Genomic DNA, 17,736 nt, shown 5'->3' with positions numbered 1-17,736 from the left:
ATCGCAAGGCTCTTCAAGAAGGGGATTTTCTAATTTCCCCAAAATGAGGAAGAGCAAAATGACAATCCATACTACGCCAAAAAAAGATTATGCATCCACTGTTGCAGAACGCATCATTGAGCTCATCGAGACAGGTGAAGCGATTTGGATGAAGCCCTGGAAAGCAGGCGAGTTGCGCCTGCCCTATAATGCAGCGACAGATAAAGAATATCGCGGAATGAACTCACTGTGGCTAGCGATGCATGGATACTCAGATCCACGCTGGATTACTTTCAACCAAGCGGTTGCAGCTGGATATAAAGTTAAGAAAGGATCAAACGGCGCACTCGTAGAATATTGGAAGTTCACTGAAGAGCGCATCAAGAAAGACGAGCACGGCAAGCCTGTGCTTGGTGAAGACGGCAAGCCGATCAAAATCACGGTCAAGCTGTCTCAGCCACGCGGATTCCGCGCCGTTGTATTCAATGCGCAGCAGATTGAAGGCATACCAGATCTACCTGTTCCGGACACTGGCATTAAGCCGGTCGTCAACGTCGCGGCAGACGCAATGATTGCAGCATCAGGCGTCGAAATTCGGCACGTTGTAGGCAATAAAGCTTTTTATAATCCTGTCTTGGACAGTATCACCCTACCCTTGCGCAGCCAGTTCAAAGGCAATGGCGAATTCTATGCCACCACTTTTCATGAGCTGGCACACAGCACAGGCCACAAGAGCCGCTTGGATCGGGATCTGACTGGCAAGTTTGGCAGTGAGACATATGCAAAAGAAGAATTGCGCGCAGAAATCGCCGCGATGATGCTGGCTGAAAAGCTCGGCACAGACTTCCTGCCGAGAAATCATGCTGGTTATGTTCAATCTTGGATCAAAGCGCTACGCGAAGATCCGCGCGAGATCTTTAAAGCCGCGTCAGAAGCTGATAGGATCAAATCCTACCTTCTTAGTTAATTGTTAGCATCACTCATAAGAGTGATGCTTTTTTCTTAACTACTTCAATATCCCCTATCATTACTTTTTGACAAACCAGCACCTAATCCGCCCAAGCAGCGATTGAGGCACTACTTTTTCAGGCTCATTCCACTGACTTAGAAAATCGATCTCAGGCACGAATAAATAGTATGGCGCTGTACATACGCATTCGGGAGGTGGAAATACGGGAGCTTCTTCCATATTCATAAGCTTACCATCAGCGTCTGAACAAAACGGGCAAGTAGGTGTCGAGCCTATCAGTTTCACGACTCCTCGAAACCCATAATCCTGTTCGAGATAAGACCTCATTTGTTCAATTGACTGGAACCGCCCAATCGTAAAATTAGCCCTCAAAACTGTTTGCTGATGAGCAGAAATCGGGTTCTTTCTGCCTAATTCGGTCAAGTCATCAAATGCCTCGCGGCTAAAAAACGCATTGCCGTTAATTCCAAGCGATTTCTTTTCTTCTTTTGTTAACTGCACTCCGGTTTTGCGATATTCAGCACAAGTCTGCCGAGGATGGACCGACATGTCTGCGCTTAGTAGATGCACTATGCGCTCCAAAGCATCAGGCTTTATCAATCCAAGCTTCTGAATAGCTTCCGTTAGCGATGATCTCACAATATCGTTTTTATCCATTAGAAAACACCTGCCCTGCTTCGAGTGGTCCAAAAAGCAGCTCTAGCAGGCCATCAAGGTTTACTTTCGGATCATCATCTATCAGCTTCTTAAACCTGCCGCGCGGCAACGTTCGGTGGTTAGGACGATCATTTTTCGATCCCGTTGCGTCGCCCTTACTATGCTTAGCCACTTTTAGGTTAGAAATATCTGGCAGCGGCTCACCTGGTTCACCACCGAACCAAAGATAAGAATTCAAAACCAGACCCGCATCAACAATTATCCATATAACGCAACCGCTTGGCTTCTCAGCCAGCTTAACTCCGATCGTTGTTCTCGCGGCCTTGCCATCTTTAATCATTGTTTTGAGCTGGATGTGCCTAACAACTTTACCGCGTGCCATCACCAAATCGTAACCACCGGCGTCAAACTCTGAACGCATAACTTCTACGTCGGTGATTCCGCGTTGCCAGAGTCTGCGAAGTACGTCACCAACAAAGACATGCTCGACTATGCGTTCTCTTAAAACTGAGTGTATGCTATGAATATTTGTATCGAATTCACTAATATCAGTATGCATTGATAGTGCCCCGCCCTTGCCGTTAACCTTCCATTAACTTTAAATTCCTTGCAAGCACAAGAGAATCGGCGCTACATGCGGTTTAACAAACCAGAATGAATAAAAAGCGCATGTGCGGATTTTTCAAATGAATGTTTCTACAGCTACGAGTGACACTATTTCCGACGTTGACCTGCTAATAACACAGCAGGCTCAAGAATTGTCTGAAATGCTGCATGAACACCGTTTAGAAATGTTCCCTCCTGATGCGCAGAAACGACTTCGACCTTTTCAACTCTCTGAAGTTGCGGATTATATCGGTGTAACAAGCGGATACCTTAAAAATCTTTCGCTTGAAGGAAAAGGTCCGGAGCCTCTGGTCACAGCATCCGGACGCCGTTCTTACACCGCACAGCAGATGCTGGAGCTTCGTGATTTTCTTGACAAGAACAGCCGAACTCCTGGGAAATATGTCCCTCACCGTCGCGGCGGCGATCACCTGCAAGTTATTTCTGTCGTCAACTTCAAGGGCGGAAGTGCGAAGACCACAACAACCGCACACCTTGCGCAGCATCTAGCATTGACCGGACATCGTGTGCTGACCATCGATCTTGATCCACAAGCATCGTTGTCCGCTCTTCATGGCTATCAACCTGAAATCGATCAAAACGAATCTCTTTACGAAGCACTTCGCTACGACGATGAACGCAAGTCTCTTTCTTCATTGATAAAGAAGACGAATTTTCCGGGATTAGATATCGTACCTGCAAATCTTGAATTGCAAGAATATGAGTATGATACGCCTCTTGCGCTTGCTAAAAAAGACGGTGCGATGGGTTCAATGTTTTTTGGTAGGCTGGACGAAGCACTTGCCGATGTTTCAAACGACTACGACGTTGTCGTCATCGATTGCCCTCCTCAGCTGGGCTATCTCACCCTCACCTCTCTGTCTGCATCAACCGCGATGCTCATCACTGTGCACCCCCAGATGCTTGACGTTATGTCTATGTGTCAGTTTTTGATCATGCTCGGCGACCTGATGAGAACGCTAAAAAATGCTGGTGCAACAATCAAGCTTGATTGGCTGCGATATCTCGTAACTCGATACGAGCCGACGGATGGCCCTCAAAGTCAGATGGTCGCGTTCATGCGGTCCATCTTTAAGCAGCATGTACTAATCAATGAAATGCTCAAGAGTACGGCGATCTCAGATGCAGGAATAACCAAGCAGACATTGTATGAAGTTGAGCGTAGCCAATTTACGCGCAGCACCTATGACCGCGCAATGGAAGCACTACATCGCGTTAACAACGAAATCATCCAGCTAACACACAAAGCGTGGGGTCGGTGATGTCTAGGAAAAATTTACTAAGTAATTTGACAGGGAAAAAGTTGACTACGGTCAACTCTGATCCTGATGTTACGACGAATAATGAATCTGATGAAAAGTTGACTGCGGTCAACTCGCCTTTCGGGTCAAAGAATAAAGGCGCGTTCGGGGCGATCACAAAATCTATTGACCAGCTCAATCAGCAGGCCATGGCTGCAAAAGATATCGAAGCTCGTTTGCGCGAAGGTTCGGTCATTGTTGAATTAGACCCTGCGCTTATAGAATCCTCCTTCATCTCAGACCGCATTGGTCACGATAAGGAAGCTTTTGCGGAGCTCATAGCGGCTATTCGTGACCATGGACAAAACACCCCGATCCTGGTTCGCCCTCACCCTGAAAAAACAGGCCGTTATCAGGTGGTATATGGTCACCGTCGTCTACGAGCGGCTGTGGAACTTGGAAGACCAGTCAAAGCAGTAGTTAAAGAGCTTTCGGATCAAGAACACATTCTTGCACAAGGACAAGAAAACAGCGCGCGCGCGAACCTCTCATTCATTGAAAAAGCTCTATTTACGAAAGAGCTTGATGAGCGTGGATATGGCAGAGATTTGATTATCTCCGCATTATCGGTCGATAAAACAGTTGTTTCAAAAATGCTGTCGGTCGTAAATGATATCCCTTACGATCTCATAATAGATATTGGTCCCGCCAAAAACTCAGGCCGCGACAAGTGGTATAAGCTTGCGAAAGCTTTGAGGGACAAGACCTTTTGTATGGATGTTCAGCTCCACTCAACGACTGACGAGTTTCAAGAATTGACGAGCAGCGACGAGCGCTTGGAAAACCTCTTTGCGTTCCTCAACACAAAGTCAAAAAAGGCATCGGAAACTGCTATCGTAGCTGAACCTCGGAAATGGACTTCGCCTGATAAATCTGTCGCTTACGAAATGAAGCGGAAAGATACACAAGTCGATTTAAAATTCAAAAGTGAGGACGCCGGCGAATTTGGCGATTGGCTCTCTGAAAAGCTTGATCAATTGCACGCCGAATTTAAAGATACGAAATCCGGAGAATAACCACAAAAGAAAAAAGCCCCCAGACGTTGCCGTCGTGGAAGCCTTCCTCAGATTTAAGCACTCAGAGAATCGCATTTCCATGAATCACTGTCAAGAGTCATTGGCATCGTTTTGATGAGCGGATTTCTTTTGCCTTAAGAAAGGTAGAGGGAAATGCAAATTCTGGAGACTGTAACGACTGCTATTCGCAGTCGAATGACCAATCGCGTCCCGACTTCACAAAAGTCAGGCGAGGGTATCAAAAAATGGGAACTATACAGACACCTCTGTATCGCTAAGGCTGACTATGGCCTGAATGATCGCTGCCTGACTGTTCTGAATTCTTTACTGTCATTCCTGAGCGATGACGTCATCACATCAAAGTCGAAGCTTGTTGTCTTTCCATCCAACAAGCAGATCTCCATTCGTGCTCATATGATGGCTGAATCCACACTCAGAAGACATCTTGCGTCTCTTATTCAGGCAGGTCTGATCACTCGCCAAGATAGCCCTAACTGCAAGCGATATGCACATAAGAATGGGGCAGGGGAGGTTGAACTGGCTTATGGCTTTGACCTCTCACCGTTCTTTGTAAGAGCATCAGATATCATCCAGGCGGCTGAACGCGTTCTTGAAGAACAGCGCGCAATCAAACGCATGCGTGATGAGGTTTCCGTCGTTCGCAGAAATCTGGCAGCAGCATTTGAACAACTGACCGAAAAGAATGAAAGTGACTTATTCAGTGAGTTCCGTGGCGTCGTTGATATCATTCCGCGTCGTGCCACAAAGACAGAACTGACAACAATTAAGACTGCTTTGGAAGTGATCCAGTCGGAATTGTCTATCACGTTGAAAAACAATCATAATGCTACGGAATTGAGCGGCAATGCCGCTCAGTTTGAGCGGCACCATATAGAGTCACTTTCAGAATCCCATTTAGAAGAAAAAGATGAATTTTCAGATTTGACAGAGACGGCATCAGAGGCTGTGGCTCCAAAGTCATCTGTCTCGAAAGCTGAAACCATTTCGCTTGAGATGGTTCTCAGAGCATGTCCAGATATCCAAGCATATTCGTCTTCAGGAATTCGCAATTGGAGAGATCTCATTGATGCAAGCCGAGTTGTGTCATCGTTTCTGGGTATATCTCATGACGCCTACATCAATGCCGTCCGGATCTTTGGCTTAGAAAGCGCATCAGTGGCGATTGCCTCTATTTTGCATAAGATTGACCACATAGCTTCTCCGGGCGGCTATCTGCGGTCCTTGACACAGAAGGCGGGGGCAGGGGGCTTCACCGTGGCACAAATGCTAATGTCAGGAATAAAATAAACGGTCCAATGCGCTTGTTATAGCACATAATCTACGTTATTATATCCTCAATATTTATATTGCATAGGAGTAGTGACGTGGCCTCACAACAGGAAAACGCTAGTTTTAGGCAGTCAAAATCGCAAATTATTAATTCCTGTGCTGATGAGGCGCGCGACTTTGACACATTTAGAAGCAAGCTCGCTGAACAAGGTGTGCTTGTAAAATTGGTTATTCGTGAGCGCCAGAATGTTGAAGTAGGCAAGCCAACGAAACACCGCGCTGTGTCCTTCACTGACCTGGATGACCATGCTGGGTTCGCAGGTCAAGACATTGATTTATCTGCACATGTTCTGATTTCAAAGTTCGGTGAACCAAAACAGGATTGGTATCAAACGCCCGGATATTACGAAGAATGGCAGGAGCAAAAGGAGCTTTTTCCTAATCTCGATAAAGCCGACAAAGACGCTGCATCACAATATGCAGAAAACAATCAAGAGCACGTGCAGCTCGCTCGTGCGCAAGAAATGATTGATCGCCCAGAGCAAGTTCCAGACGAAATCGATCAATTTACTTACTATGACACACTAGAAAAAATTGATGCGGACCTAGAAGGCCCGAATTCTGATTTTGGTGTCTACTCTATTTGGACTCAAGCACAGTCCTCAGATTTAGCGACTTCCAAGCTACAATTAGACAAGTCGTTAAATTCAAGAGCGATGAAACGGTACGAACGCGGTGCGCGATTTGGACTCTATAAAGAAGCGCGAGAAAAGAAAGACTTAGAGAACGGTTTCAAAGCGCAGCAAGTAAGCTCCAAAGCTTATGCTCTCAATGAAGACCGGAAGACGATGATCTTCTTAGCATCTGAAAAAAAGAAGCTAGATGGATTACTGGCAGAAACGAAGCCTGACACGCCAGAGCGGAAATTTGTTGTTGAGCAAATAGCTTTGCTGGAAATGAAGGCTCGATACGCAAAATTTGCCTCAGAATTTCGTTCAAGCGAAATTAACGCTGTTTTTAAAGCTCAGGGAAAAGCCTTAACTGCTTCAAACGTTAGAGAAGTATGGCTGGATTTTAAATCTCAAGCCAAGCGCGACTGGACAGAAGCTTTCAGCGGTAAAGCTGCCGCTGTACGCGCGTATCGTGAAATGCGCGAAGACAATAAGCTGATTGTGGCTAAAACGCTCAAATACGCGATGACCAACATTAAACCAAAAGAGCCAATGCGCTTTGAGGCATGGCTCCATCAGCAGGAGATGACGCCCCACGCTGTTGCAGCACTTATTTCAGTTGAACGTCAACGTTTCTCTCCGGAGGAACAGATCCAGCAGCTGGATCAACACTTAATAAGAAAGGCTGATGTTGAAAGAAAGAAAGTTTCGGTTGAGGTTATGATCGATGGACCAGTTCAAGAGTCAGAAGGTACGCCCAACCGAGACATTAACACGCTCAAGCTCGCAGAAAAATCACATGCTATTTATTCAGCAGATGACAATCTGCTGCGCGACTTTGAGACAACTTTTACGTTTCAAAAGAAACCGCTTTCAGACGAAAAGATAGCTTCGATTGGTTCAGATGTGTCGGGAAAGCTCTACGGAGATAAGCCGCTTGAGCTATCAATTAATGATATTCGTAGCAGATTAACAGATGAGCGGTATGCACGACTTGAATATACGCCGGATGAAATGCGTTCGCATGACGAATATATGTCCGAGGTTGAAAACCTAGAGGCACTAGAGCGCGCTGAATATAACAAAGACCCCCATTTCCACGATTATCACGAAAGCGATGAAAAGCAGTGGGGGCAGACGTATGGCGAGTATCTGGAAACTCGTGGCCTTGTTGACCAAGATCCAATGCAATCCCAAAATACTGAACGTTTGGAAACATTAGATAATCTTGACCTGAGTGACCCCGCCGTGATCCAGAAAATTGATACAGAATACGCAGCAGTTGCCGGCAATACAATCGAAATGCATCCGCTCGGACTGGGATCTGACGAATTTGATCTTGAAGGCCACAATGAGGCTGTCCAAAGTGGTTTTGGTGACCCTGAATATCAAATCGAAATCATTAAAAAAGCTCGTGATATCGAGCAAAAGCAGGAAAAACAGGACAGCAAAGTGCCTGTGGCTGATGCACAGATCAACAACGCTTTAAACAAAAATACAAAACAGCAGGGCGAGCGTATAGCGCGAGACGCAACGCACGAGCGTGTCGAAGAAAATGTAGAAAATAGAAATGAAGCGAAGGAGAAGAGTGCAGCGCGAAAATTAGTGAAGGAACAGGAGCAAAGAGCCACTGAGTTAAAGGAAAGCAAGGCTCACGGAAAAAAGCCTGTACTCAAGCTAGTTAAGCCCCTCTAGTTTGAGCATTCCCTCCCGGCAAATTACTGTAATCATTGTGCAAATAGAGGTTATAAAATGAGCGATCAAACTAACAAACAGGACAATGATGTCCGCCACGAGTCCTTTAAGGACAAAGACAACAGCAATCATGCAGAGTCGATTCCTGCCGAGGAGCTAGTTGCGGCTCAAGAGTTAAGAGCCGCTGAACTGCGCGCAGCGCGGCAAGAAGGTCTTTCGCGTCAGCAATCACAAGATCGCGACAAAGACCGATCCGCTACGAACGAGCAGTCCACTACTTTGCAGAGATAACATGTCCTTAATGCAATAGGGCGGTCATCGAGCCGCCCGGAAAGGCCCTAGATGTTTCCTTTTTCACATGCACTTCGCTTAAATTTGGCGGTATCAGCAATTGCTGTAGCTTTCTCTTTTTTCACGCAACCCTCATATGCACAAAACTCGAGTAAGACTTGTGTCATCGATTTAGCAACAATCGCTGAAAATGAAGCTGTAATTGTCTCGCAGCAAGGCTGCTTTGTCGTCGATGCCAAAGCGCATAAACGTGAATTAATCACAATTACCAGCACTTATATTCGTCGGATTGATCAGCCAGAAAAGGGAGAATGATGGAAGATCCAGTTCAGCGCACGATCAAACATCTCCGGGCAATGGAGAAAGCCGACGGTGCTATAAGCGACGAAGAAGCCCTTCGTCGCGGCAAAGCGGCTGCAAGAATGGACGCTGAACTGTCTTTACGGCCAAAACGTAATTTTGATGATGATTTTGATGATTACATACAACAAAAATCTCTTCAGCGAACGGCCCGGATAAATAGAAAAATAACGCCAGAACGATGATATCGATTTAAAATTTATTCCAAAATACTCTAATAATTTTCAATAAAAATAATCTGGTTTAAATCCCAAAAAATCCTAAAATTAAATAGACTACAATACATTTTGTAGCATACAAATGCTTGATAAAAAGCATATCAAACGAGGACATCACAAATGGCAAGAAAACCCATTCAGGCGATGGAAGGGTCTACATTCGTGTCTATCGCCAATGAAATCACATTTGGAGCACTAGAAGCTGGAGAAATAAACAGAGTACAAGCTCAACAGATATTCAACCGAATTCGAACGGTGTTAGAAGGCAATGCAAACAGCCAGTATGCGCCATTGCGGGACACAAATGACCCAGCTGTTCCGATCGATGAATCCGTGTTCCCAGATCACATTATCTGTCTAGAGGACGGACGCTCATTCCGCTCATTGAAACGTCATCTTGGCGAAACCTATGGCATAACAGAAGCCGAATATCGCAATCGATGGAAACTTCCGCGCGATTATCCAATGGTCTGTGAAGAGTTGTCGCTTAAACGCAAGAAGAATGCGAAAAGACAGGGATTGGGTAAATTAGATTAACCCATCTTAGTCTCTCTTAAGTTTCAAAACCCCGCTATGGCGGGGTTTTTCTCTACTATCCTTTAAGTTCAGCGTTGCGTCTTCGTGACCGCCACGCCTTCTTACCTCGCCCTTTTACCGACGCTCTTGCGACAAGACTATAATCCAGTGGCAAACGCCACTTTTCGATGTATTCCTGCGGTGTCAAGCCGAGCTTCTTTAAGTGACACTTAAGATACTTTACGTGCTGACCGTCTTCCAGACATATGATGTAATCGTCGTGCTTATGCGTTGCCTCTGCAATCTCTTCGGGTGACAGACTTTTCGCAATTTTCCGCGCAGCGTTGCCAGAGATCAGGTCGTATGCTGTGACGTTGTTCACCCCAATATCATTTAGTCTTATGGCCATCATAATCTCCTGAATATTCCATCTGAGCCCAGCATTTAAAGTTAGGTTATAATAATCAAATTCAAAAGCATATGTAAGCATTGCAAATCATTAAAACTAAGAAAATCTATTAGAAGTATAACTGCAAAACTTATGCTCCCAAGCTTTACTAATCAGAATATGTGCCACTGTAGTCTCGATAGAAGACTTCAGGCATGCCATTGACAGGTAAATGCAATTTCCCTTCGGCCATACAGTCCCAAAGAGCTAACGCACTGAAATATATATCAATATTGTGCACATAACTTATAATTGCTTGTTATATATAATGGCATGAAATATACATAATATAATAATAATTGAACAAGGACATGCAATATGTACACAACAAGTGTTCGTAAAGTAGGCGGCTCCGTTATGATCTCAATACCGCCACTCGTGCTGGATCCGTCCGGCATAGTTCCTGGTCAAAAATGCGGTATAGAATTAATAGACGGAAAGATCGTAATTTCTCCTGAACCAAAATTAGAATACAAAATAGAAGATTTGATGAACGAATCCGATTTTCCACGTTTTGAAGAAAGAGGAATGGATGAAGAAGGATTTATCTACGCTAGACCATTGAAAGATGTATGATATGGGTAAATATAAACGTGGTGAGATTTACAAAATTTACTACCAAAATCATAAAGGAATGAGACTTAGTAGCGAAGTAGTTGTCGTTTCACCCAACATATACAATAATGAATCTGAACTTACGGTAGTGGTCCCTGTAGTCCTTTTCAAATCGCATACAAATGCTTTTGAGGTTAAACTCGACGGGTATGGAGAGGGTGGAACTGCTCGCGCTGACATGCCAAGAGTGATGCCGTTAAAAGAATATGATGCGAAATTAGTAGTAAAGCTGCCCGAAGAAATCATTGATGAAATTTTAGCAAAAGCAATAACACTCTTTAAATAACAAATGCCCCGGTTTTCCGGGGCTTTTTTTATACATGTAGGCCACAGCTCTGTGGGTGAAGCCGTGGAAGGCTGGCGAACTGAGTATGTTGAATACCATTTTAAATGAATGGTAGGAGAGAGCGCGTGAATGCTTAAAGGGGGAGAAAATCAAATTTTATTGGTATCTAAAAAGCTAAAAAGCAAACGAATTTAAAAATAATTTAGTTTTTTCAATAAATGACTTGCTTTCTGTTGCTGCATGGACAACAATTATAAACGGAAAAGGGCAGCAGTCCTGGTAAGACTACTGCCCTTTAGATTGAATAAGCTCTCAACCAGCTCGAAACAATCTTTTCCGAATTATGTTTACGATAATACGGCTTTTTTTTAAATCTATCAAGTCCGTAGCATCAGAAATAAACAACGTTCGGGAAATTTTTCACAGAATTGGTTTTAGGGAAATTCGGTCAACGCTCAACCCGTTGAAGGAAACCCAACATGCGCTTTGAACCAAAGCAGAATTTTCAAATACGCAAAAGCTTTGAAAAAGCTGACGTACAAAAAGCGCTTCTCAACAATCTTGAGCAGCTGTGCGAAAAAGCTTTTGGCAAACAGCACAAATCAACACGCGGCAACGCTTGGCGCTACGACGACAATGGGGTTACCATTGTTGATGCATCAATAGGCTCTTATTACAATTTTGCTCATGCCCGTGGTGGGAACGTTTTCGAGATTGCAAAGATAGCGTTAGGTATTGAAAACGCGAAGTTTCCTGAAGTCTTAAAAGCAGCTGGCGAATGGCTTAATATCAAGCCTGATTACACACCATCAAAATCGTTTCGTAGAAGCACGACTGAAAAGTCGGTTCTTGAAAAAGCCATTGAATCAAATGCATTTTGGCATTCATCTTTGCCGCTCGACGGAACGCCAGCCGAAAAATACCTCAATTCCCGCCACATCACCAATTTCCCTGAAGACGCTTGCCGCTGGAACCCCTTTAAAAAATGCATTGTCTTCGCGATCGAAAACATTTCAGCACGATGCGCCGGACGCCGTGTGATCACAGGCGTTTCTGTTGTTTATCTTGACGAAAATGGCAACAAACGAGAGGTGTATGACGCGACAAAGCGCGTGCATGGACACAAAAAGGGAAATGCCGTCTGCTTTCCCGGCACTGACCTGAAGGGCGAATTCATTCGCGCAGAGGGCGCTGAAACAGCACTGTCCATCTGGCTTGCCTTCAAAGGCCAGCTAACCGTTATTGCGACGTGCGGCACCGCACGCGAGCTAGACGTACCAGAAAATCGTCACTTTATTGATTGCCGCGACGACGACAAGCAATTTACCTCGAACGGCAAGCCGAACATTGGACCAGATAAGGCCGCAGCAGCGATTAAGCGTCAGGTTTTGAAGCGCGGGGGAATGTATAATGAGGTTTGGCCTTATGGTAAGCGTACGCACACCGGCCATGACTTCAACGACTTGCTCATTGAATACGGACCAGAATTTGTAAAGAATTCGATCGAGCAGCAGATTGCGCGCACGATTGTTGAAGATAATAGCATTGAGCTTACTGTTAAAAACAAGCCTGAATCCATCCCTGCACAGGTCATCGAAGACCAGTTAAATCGCAGAAATTTCCTGCACGTCGCCAAATCGAGCGTTGGCGCAGGAAAGACGCACGAAATTATTCATAGCGCAATCGTCCGCTTTTCGGACGCGATTGATCAGCACGTTGCGAAAATTCTTACAGCAACAGGAAAAACCTATAGCTATGTCGATCCCGACAAACTTGATAATATTGAAGGCATCATTTTGATGCTTGTTCCAAATCACAAGCTGTCACAGGAATTTTCTGATCGTCTCACCCGCGACACTGGAATATCAAGCGAAATTTACAAGTCCATTGAACAAATGGATCCGGAGAACCCAGATCAGAAGCTCTGCAAACGAGCAGCAGAGATTGCGCCGCATCGCGCAAACATGATCGATATGCAGAAAGAAATCTGCGCAACTTGCCCTTTTTTCGAGGATTGCGGGTTTCAAAACCAGCTTCGTCGTCTGGAATACAATCGTCCACGCGTCCTGATCGCGAGCCAAAACATGCTTCAAAGTGGTAAAACACCTTACGCTTTGCGCGGTAGAAGAATTGTGTCGATCATTGTTGATGAAAGCCCACTCGCGGCACTTGAAAAAAAGCATATTCTGTCTGTTGCCGAAATCAATGAGCCCTTGCACCCATCTGTCGCTATTAAAGATCAGCGCGCGTTGCTGAAAAACAAGCCGAGCATTCTTGAAACAGCTGATGAATTTCTGACTGCTTTAAATGCGACAATCAAAGCATATGTAAAGGACGGCAAGCCGGTCGGAGCATACGATTTTGCGAAGCGACTAACACATAACTTTTATCCAAAATTAGCCCAATCAGGCAATGTTAATATATCTATTAACGTACTGGAAATGCTCGAAAAAGCACACAAAAGCATTTACTCAATGCTTTTGGGCAAATCAGACGAGAAAGACTGGAAGAACCGCAGTTTTAATGCGCGCGTTATGCGCATGGTTGGCTTTATCGAAGAACTCAAGGACATAGCTTATCTCGATTTCACCTACGATTTAAGCAGCAATCAGACGTCATCCTGTAAGGTCGAACAATATAAAATTGATCGCCTGCGAAATGGCTGGCAACCGCTGATTTCCTTTGTGTTTGACGACAAGACAGCGACCACGCACTTAAAGATGACCGTGTCAGGCGTGCATAAAGATCTTTCTTATGCTCCAATCATTTTCGCCGACGCAACGGCAGAAATGAGCCTCATTGAGCCAATGTTCGGAAGACACATTTCATCATCAGTTGTTGCGGACATTGCGGCACCGCATGCGCGCTTCTTTCAAGACGTCAGCCGTTCCTATTCCAAAACATATCTCTCAAAAAAGAAGAACATTGAAAAGATTGCTGATTTTATCTCTCGCACAACCAAAGGTATGTCCTCAGTTTTGGTAGTGACTAACAAGTCTGTTGCTGAAGAAATGAGGAAGATTCCGTCTCTTCAACAATGTGCATTTGAACATTTTAACGCAGTCGCCGGCTTAGACGGTTATAAGAATTATGAAGCGTGTTTTGTCATCGGACGCCCACAGCCATCAGTGGAATCTGTAAGCGATACAATTCATGCCCTCGGCGGCACTCACGACGCAAAAGAGTGGCAACAAGTTGAAAAGTCGCGCACCGTAGTGATAGGCTGTAAGAAGTGGACTGCGAAATATAAAGGTGCAGGGTCTTCAGATCCGATCGCGAATGGCGTTTTGCAACAGACAGCGACTGGACAGGTTATTCAGGGCCTTGGCCGTCTTCGTCAAATTTGGCGCGAGGAGGGGGCTGTCTGCGACACATACATTCTATCTGATGTTAGCGTTCCTTTCCCAGTTGAAGTAATTAATCCGGCAGAGGTTGACCTGTTTGACGATCACCAGAGAATGCAAGTGCGCGGCATCGTGTTTGACATGCCAGCGGCAGAATCAAAGGTTTCTGAAGGAACGGCACTTGCTATATCGAACCGGACGCTCGAAGAACGCCGCGCAAAATTGCGAGATTATGGTGTTGATCAAAGCTGGCGTGCACAATACACAGCATTTTATTACCGCTTAGCTGGTCCAGGCATGAAGCTGCAAAGCGGTCTTTTTGACAGTCGTTTTACCGCAGACGACGTCAAACGCATTATCACAGAGCATCTGGGTGAAATCGCTGAATTTGCTCACACAGATTTTGATGCTGACACTTTTGCGAAACCGCAGCCAGCTGATGCCTTTGACGAGCTGAACTTTACCCCTCAAGCACTCATTGAGCCTGAAGTGCCAGCATATCTAAAACAGATATGCGGCGCATCCGCGCCGCCGACATAGCCGGATTGATGTAATTATTCCCTTTTTAAAAGAGAAAGGCAGTTCAGCTGCCTGTTTTCGCACGTCTGGCGTTATCTTACAAAGCACAGAAAGGGGCGTGAAAGCAAAAATGAGAGGATTTCATCGATCTATGTGTATCATTAATCGACTCGGACCTACGGAAAAACAATTTTTATATTGTTTTTCTAACTCAATCCAAAACGAACCTGCTAATTTTTGATAAAGGAATTATAAGGTCTTACGTAATTCTTTATTAAACGTACTTAATAAGGTTTCCGTACATCCTAAGGCCACAGGCTCTTTCAAGAACCCGCAAAAATATGAAATCCGCACTTTTGAACAGATTACACTTTAATAATTCCCCAAAAAAATTGCATTAACTTCATTCAACTGCTAATTTCAGAAAAAATATAAAATTTAAAACAAGACACCACAAAAGATAACAGGTCATCCAATGTCACAAAATGAAATCGAAATTGCGCGCATCGACGCGGCAACGAAATTGGCCATTGCCCTGCTCGATAAGAGGCCAGATGCCGACATGGGCACGCTATTTGCAGAAGCATACAGAGCGGTGAGCGCAATGAATATACCTCAAACAGCTCCTGTTTCTCGGTCTGAAATACCAATCGCGCAGACACCCCCAGCATCTGTCGAACAAATGGTTGAAGTGGACGAAGAGGACGAAATACCCGACTTTTTGAAAGATCCAGACAATGCCCGGACTGCATTTGTTTATAAGATTGAGAAACCCATTATCCCGATTGAAGGAAGTGTCCAGCACGACAAAATTACGTGCTTGGAATGCGGTGCCAAATTCACGAACTTGCGCAAACATTTAAAAGTCGCGCACGGCCTTACAGCTGATCAATATAAAATTAAATATGGCCTTCCAGAAGATTACCCGATCGTTGCTGCCGCTTTGTCTGAAAAACGTTCTGCGATATCTGCACGGACTGGACTAAGCAAATCCCGCCTTGGAATTAAGAAAGTCAAATTCCAGGACTGAATCTCATTCACTCAATATTACCCATTACGATAGCAAAAGCCCGGAAAACCGGGCTTTTTTTTATCTATAGGTCAATCCCCAACTGAGATTCTAACAATAAATGAAATTTCCTAACATAAATTCACTTTTAGACATAATAACTGTTGATCAATAACGTTATAAATGTATAATGATAAATATACAACGACATCTAATAGAGGTAAAAAGAAAAATGGAAATGTTTGCGCTTATTCGTATCGGTCTTGCCGCTATCGCAGTGCTCGCTGGCGCAAATTATTTGGCTAAAACTGCGAACAAAGCGCATGCCGCGCAAGCTGATTACACAGCCAATTACGAGGCAGCTGATCAGCTGCGTGCGCAGCTCATGACAGGCGGTATTGTCGATCTGTCAAAGATTATGATCGGCGGCAAGCGCGCAGACCAGCTCTAAATCCACAAAAACACGCCACAGAAGAGAAGGATGAGGAAAAATGACTGCACTGACCTTGGAAGACAGAATCCGCTTCGACGCCGCCCAGAACGAAGAAATGGGCGCATCTACATTGAATGTAATTTCGTCTGTAACTGGACTAATTGCGTTTTTCGCAATCATCATTTTCGGCTTCAGCAATCAAAGCTCGACTAAGCCTTTGCCTATCCACATATCAAATCCGGATTTTGCATATGTTGAGCGCGTTCATGCGCCAGTTGCACTTTCGGCCACTGAAGAAGCCTTGAACTTAGTAATTGAGGCTATGAATGACTAAAATCCTTGCGATTGCTGCTTTTATCGCCGCCGGGGGATTCATCCTTGGCCTTACATTAACCCCATCAACATCAACACAACAGGGAACAGACAAATGAGGATCAATAAATCCAATAGATATACAAAAAGTGGCAAAATGGCTGCTGAAAAAGAATTCGGCAAAAAAATTGTGGAGGTAGACAGCCATTTTGATGCCGACAATCATGTCGATCCATGGAGCCCAAAATATTCCGAAACCGGCAGCGCCAAACGTGCGCTCTTATTTTAGGAAGTAATACTATGGACGCCGAACATATCAAAGAAATTCTGACCGATGTTCTAAAGGATGCGGATCTTCCGGATCTGTCTGCATTCAGTAAGACTGAAATTATCCAGCTGACTAACCAAGCGCTGCGAGATGCAGAAAATTGAGAACAAATGCGTATAGCAACATAAGCCGCCCGATCTGATCGAGGCGGCTTTTTCAATTTTGAGTGTGAATTTGTGCAAGTGACCGCCGAGAGATCACCATGCACTCCATTTTACGACTTACAAAGATGAATGCGCGCGCGCGTATGTATAATGCACGTGCGCGTCAGAAAATTTTGCGGCGCAAATGTGGCGGCTTATTAAAATAAAGTTAAAAATAATATTTGACGCAGGAAATACTTTTTTGCAGCATTATATACAACAAGCAGCAAGCTTGGAGAAAAAAAGAGATAGAAAAAAGAGAGAGAAGACTTGAACTATGAAATATGACGTAATCCATAATTTAAATAATAATCGATTTCAACTCGTTGCTTTGAGAGATAATGATACGCACGGTGTTAAGACTGGCGACAAGGGCGGTTATGTTGACAGCATTGGCGTTCTTTCTCAGGATGGCGACTGTTGGATTGCAGAAGACGGTTATGTGGGTGAAAAATCACGTGTGACCGACAATGCGCTAGTTAATGGTAATGCGATTGTTGACAGCCATTCTGTTATCAGCGGCAATGTTGTTATTACTGACAACGCGCACATCACTCAGTCTGAGATTTCGGGCAACTTAACAGTTAGCGGCAATTCGTTTATCGACAGCTCTGTGATGCATTCAGATGAAAAAATTATGCTGAAAAACTTTACAAATATTTCTGATCTTGATCATAATGATGATTGAGCTTTGAGTAAAATGAAGCC

The 17,736-nt window shown here is 44.6% G+C and carries 21 protein-coding genes and 1 pseudogene; 19 read left to right on the top strand and 3 right to left on the bottom strand.

Annotated features, from left to right (window positions below; translation table 11 throughout):
- The first annotated feature begins 58 nt into the window (after positions 1 to 58).
- A complete protein-coding gene (locus CEV31_RS12505) occupies positions 59 to 946 on the top strand; it encodes an ArdC family protein (protein ID WP_169717344.1) in 888 nt (295 codons plus the stop codon).
- A 60-nt stretch (positions 947 to 1,006) separates the two neighbouring features.
- Here the strand turns inward: CEV31_RS12505 and CEV31_RS12500 are convergent, their stop codons facing one another.
- Both CEV31_RS12500 and CEV31_RS12495 read right to left on the bottom strand, forming a co-directional pair.
- Complete coding sequence (locus CEV31_RS12500; protein WP_094507406.1) at positions 1,007 to 1,606, bottom strand: hypothetical protein; 600 nt, start codon at positions 1,604 to 1,606, stop codon at positions 1,007 to 1,009.
- A complete protein-coding gene (locus tag CEV31_RS12495) occupies positions 1,599 to 2,165 on the bottom strand; it encodes a hypothetical protein (RefSeq protein ID WP_094507405.1) in 567 nt (188 codons plus the stop codon). The genes CEV31_RS12500 and CEV31_RS12495 overlap by 8 nt, the downstream gene beginning before the upstream one ends.
- Before the next feature lie 127 nt (positions 2,166 to 2,292).
- Here CEV31_RS12495 and repA point away from each other — a divergent pair, with 127 nt between their 5' ends.
- The 8 genes from repA (at position 2,293) to CEV31_RS12455 (ending at position 9,612) form a co-directional block, all read left to right on the top strand.
- Complete coding sequence (repA, locus tag CEV31_RS12490; protein WP_094507404.1) at positions 2,293 to 3,495, top strand: plasmid partitioning protein RepA; 1,203 nt, start codon at positions 2,293 to 2,295, stop codon at positions 3,493 to 3,495.
- Positions 3,495 to 4,550, top strand: a complete 1,056-nt coding sequence (gene repB, locus CEV31_RS12485; RefSeq protein ID WP_235818091.1) for a plasmid partitioning protein RepB — start codon at positions 3,495 to 3,497, stop codon at positions 4,548 to 4,550. The genes repA and repB overlap by 1 nt, the downstream gene beginning before the upstream one ends.
- A gap of 153 nt (positions 4,551 to 4,703) precedes the next feature.
- On the top strand, positions 4,704 to 5,858 hold the full coding sequence (gene repC / locus CEV31_RS12480) for a plasmid replication protein RepC (protein WP_094507402.1): 1,155 nt from the start codon (positions 4,704 to 4,706) through the stop codon (positions 5,856 to 5,858).
- Positions 5,859 to 5,935: 77 nt separating this feature from the next.
- A complete protein-coding gene (locus CEV31_RS12475; protein ID WP_094507401.1) occupies positions 5,936 to 8,206 on the top strand; it encodes a hypothetical protein in 2,271 nt (756 codons plus the stop codon).
- A 57-nt stretch (positions 8,207 to 8,263) separates the two neighbouring features.
- Positions 8,264 to 8,497 carry a hypothetical protein gene (locus CEV31_RS12470; RefSeq protein WP_094507400.1) on the top strand — a complete coding sequence of 78 codons (234 nt, stop codon included), beginning with the start codon at positions 8,264 to 8,266 and terminating at the stop codon, positions 8,495 to 8,497.
- A 51-nt stretch (positions 8,498 to 8,548) separates the two neighbouring features.
- Positions 8,549 to 8,812 carry a hypothetical protein gene (locus CEV31_RS12465; protein WP_094507399.1) on the top strand — a complete coding sequence of 88 codons (264 nt, stop codon included), beginning with the start codon at positions 8,549 to 8,551 and terminating at the stop codon, positions 8,810 to 8,812.
- Positions 8,809 to 9,042: a hypothetical protein gene (locus CEV31_RS12460; protein ID WP_094507398.1), complete on the top strand. Its 234-nt coding sequence runs from the start codon at positions 8,809 to 8,811 to the stop codon at positions 9,040 to 9,042. The genes CEV31_RS12465 and CEV31_RS12460 overlap by 4 nt, the downstream gene beginning before the upstream one ends.
- A gap of 153 nt (positions 9,043 to 9,195) precedes the next feature.
- Positions 9,196 to 9,612: a MucR family transcriptional regulator gene (locus CEV31_RS12455; protein WP_235818090.1), complete on the top strand. Its 417-nt coding sequence runs from the start codon at positions 9,196 to 9,198 to the stop codon at positions 9,610 to 9,612.
- Positions 9,613 to 9,667: 55 nt separating this feature from the next.
- Here the strand turns inward: CEV31_RS12455 and CEV31_RS12450 are convergent, their stop codons facing one another.
- Positions 9,668 to 10,081, bottom strand: coding sequence for a MucR family transcriptional regulator (locus tag CEV31_RS12450; protein ID WP_094507397.1), 414 nt, complete (start codon positions 10,079 to 10,081; stop codon positions 9,668 to 9,670).
- 276 nt (positions 10,082 to 10,357) lie between these two features.
- On the opposite strand from CEV31_RS12450, the gene CEV31_RS12445 reads away from it, so the two are divergent.
- The 10 genes and pseudogenes from CEV31_RS12445 to CEV31_RS12415 all read left to right on the top strand — a co-directional run bounded on the left by CEV31_RS12445 (position 10,358) and on the right by CEV31_RS12415 (position 17,716).
- Positions 10,358 to 10,615 (top strand): AbrB/MazE/SpoVT family DNA-binding domain-containing protein, encoded by a 258-nt coding sequence (locus CEV31_RS12445; protein WP_094507396.1) that lies wholly within the window; start codon positions 10,358 to 10,360, stop codon positions 10,613 to 10,615.
- 1 nt (position 10,616) lies between these two features.
- Positions 10,617 to 10,940: a type II toxin-antitoxin system PemK/MazF family toxin gene (locus CEV31_RS12440; protein ID WP_169717343.1), complete on the top strand. Its 324-nt coding sequence runs from the start codon at positions 10,617 to 10,619 to the stop codon at positions 10,938 to 10,940.
- A 479-nt stretch (positions 10,941 to 11,419) separates the two neighbouring features.
- Positions 11,420 to 12,073 (top strand): annotated as a pseudogene (locus CEV31_RS21625) (DUF7146 domain-containing protein); the annotation flags it as partial.
- Between the two features lie 270 nt (positions 12,074 to 12,343).
- Positions 12,344 to 14,824, top strand: a complete 2,481-nt coding sequence (locus tag CEV31_RS12435) for a hypothetical protein (protein ID WP_143850929.1) — start codon at positions 12,344 to 12,346, stop codon at positions 14,822 to 14,824.
- Between the two features lie 454 nt (positions 14,825 to 15,278).
- Positions 15,279 to 15,833 carry a MucR family transcriptional regulator gene (locus CEV31_RS12430; RefSeq protein ID WP_094507393.1) on the top strand — a complete coding sequence of 185 codons (555 nt, stop codon included), beginning with the start codon at positions 15,279 to 15,281 and terminating at the stop codon, positions 15,831 to 15,833.
- Between the two features lie 211 nt (positions 15,834 to 16,044).
- The gene (locus tag CEV31_RS12425) at positions 16,045 to 16,263 is read left to right on the top strand and encodes a hypothetical protein (RefSeq protein WP_094507392.1); all 219 of its coding nucleotides are present in this window, start codon (positions 16,045 to 16,047) and stop codon (positions 16,261 to 16,263) included.
- A gap of 40 nt (positions 16,264 to 16,303) precedes the next feature.
- On the top strand, positions 16,304 to 16,579 hold the full coding sequence (locus tag CEV31_RS12420; RefSeq protein WP_094507391.1) for a hypothetical protein: 276 nt from the start codon (positions 16,304 to 16,306) through the stop codon (positions 16,577 to 16,579).
- 93 nt (positions 16,580 to 16,672) lie between these two features.
- Entirely contained in the window at positions 16,673 to 16,846 is a 174-nt protein-coding gene (locus CEV31_RS21110; protein WP_169717342.1) for a hypothetical protein, read from the top strand.
- Positions 16,847 to 16,857: 11 nt separating this feature from the next.
- On the top strand, positions 16,858 to 16,989 hold the full coding sequence (locus CEV31_RS21415; protein ID WP_268876347.1) for a hypothetical protein: 132 nt from the start codon (positions 16,858 to 16,860) through the stop codon (positions 16,987 to 16,989).
- A gap of 316 nt (positions 16,990 to 17,305) precedes the next feature.
- Positions 17,306 to 17,716, top strand: coding sequence for a hypothetical protein (locus CEV31_RS12415; RefSeq protein ID WP_143850928.1), 411 nt, complete (start codon positions 17,306 to 17,308; stop codon positions 17,714 to 17,716).
- Positions 17,717 to 17,736 lie beyond the last annotated feature (20 nt).

This window comes from Brucella thiophenivorans, from assembly GCF_002252445.1.
Classification (GTDB): domain Bacteria; phylum Pseudomonadota; class Alphaproteobacteria; order Rhizobiales; family Rhizobiaceae; genus Brucella; species Brucella thiophenivorans.
This window is presented reverse-complemented; position numbering and strand designations above follow the sequence as displayed.

Bases quoted from the DNA above. Each gene is read 5' to 3' on its own strand.
- CEV31_RS12495 (WP_094507405.1), bottom strand. From the start codon at position 2,165: ATGCATACTGATATTAGTGAATTCGATACAAATATTCATAGCATACAC.
- CEV31_RS12435 (WP_143850929.1), top strand. From the start codon at position 12,344: ATGTATAATGAGGTTTGGCCTTATGGTAAGCGTACGCACACCGGCCAT.
- CEV31_RS21415 (WP_268876347.1), top strand. From the start codon at position 16,858: ATGGACGCCGAACATATCAAAGAAATTCTGACCGATGTTCTAAAGGAT.
- CEV31_RS21110 (WP_169717342.1), top strand. From the start codon at position 16,673: ATGAGGATCAATAAATCCAATAGATATACAAAAAGTGGCAAAATGGCT.
- repC (WP_094507402.1), top strand. From the start codon at position 4,704: ATGCAAATTCTGGAGACTGTAACGACTGCTATTCGCAGTCGAATGACC.
- CEV31_RS12450 (WP_094507397.1), bottom strand. From the start codon at position 10,081: ATGCTTACATATGCTTTTGAATTTGATTATTATAACCTAACTTTAAAT.
- CEV31_RS12500 (WP_094507406.1), bottom strand. From the start codon at position 1,606: ATGGATAAAAACGATATTGTGAGATCATCGCTAACGGAAGCTATTCAG.
- CEV31_RS12455 (WP_235818090.1), top strand. From the start codon at position 9,196: ATGGCAAGAAAACCCATTCAGGCGATGGAAGGGTCTACATTCGTGTCT.
- CEV31_RS12415 (WP_143850928.1), top strand. From the start codon at position 17,306: ATGAAATATGACGTAATCCATAATTTAAATAATAATCGATTTCAACTC.
- CEV31_RS12430 (WP_094507393.1), top strand. From the start codon at position 15,279: ATGTCACAAAATGAAATCGAAATTGCGCGCATCGACGCGGCAACGAAA.
- CEV31_RS12470 (WP_094507400.1), top strand. From the start codon at position 8,264: ATGAGCGATCAAACTAACAAACAGGACAATGATGTCCGCCACGAGTCC.
- CEV31_RS12460 (WP_094507398.1), top strand. From the start codon at position 8,809: ATGATGGAAGATCCAGTTCAGCGCACGATCAAACATCTCCGGGCAATG.
- repB (WP_235818091.1), top strand. From the start codon at position 3,495: ATGTCTAGGAAAAATTTACTAAGTAATTTGACAGGGAAAAAGTTGACT.
- CEV31_RS12465 (WP_094507399.1), top strand. From the start codon at position 8,549: ATGTTTCCTTTTTCACATGCACTTCGCTTAAATTTGGCGGTATCAGCA.
- repA (WP_094507404.1), top strand. From the start codon at position 2,293: ATGAATGTTTCTACAGCTACGAGTGACACTATTTCCGACGTTGACCTG.
- CEV31_RS12420 (WP_094507391.1), top strand. From the start codon at position 16,304: ATGACTGCACTGACCTTGGAAGACAGAATCCGCTTCGACGCCGCCCAG.
- CEV31_RS12505 (WP_169717344.1), top strand. From the start codon at position 59: ATGACAATCCATACTACGCCAAAAAAAGATTATGCATCCACTGTTGCA.
- CEV31_RS12440 (WP_169717343.1), top strand. From the start codon at position 10,617: ATGGGTAAATATAAACGTGGTGAGATTTACAAAATTTACTACCAAAAT.
- CEV31_RS12425 (WP_094507392.1), top strand. From the start codon at position 16,045: ATGGAAATGTTTGCGCTTATTCGTATCGGTCTTGCCGCTATCGCAGTG.
- CEV31_RS12445 (WP_094507396.1), top strand. From the start codon at position 10,358: ATGTACACAACAAGTGTTCGTAAAGTAGGCGGCTCCGTTATGATCTCA.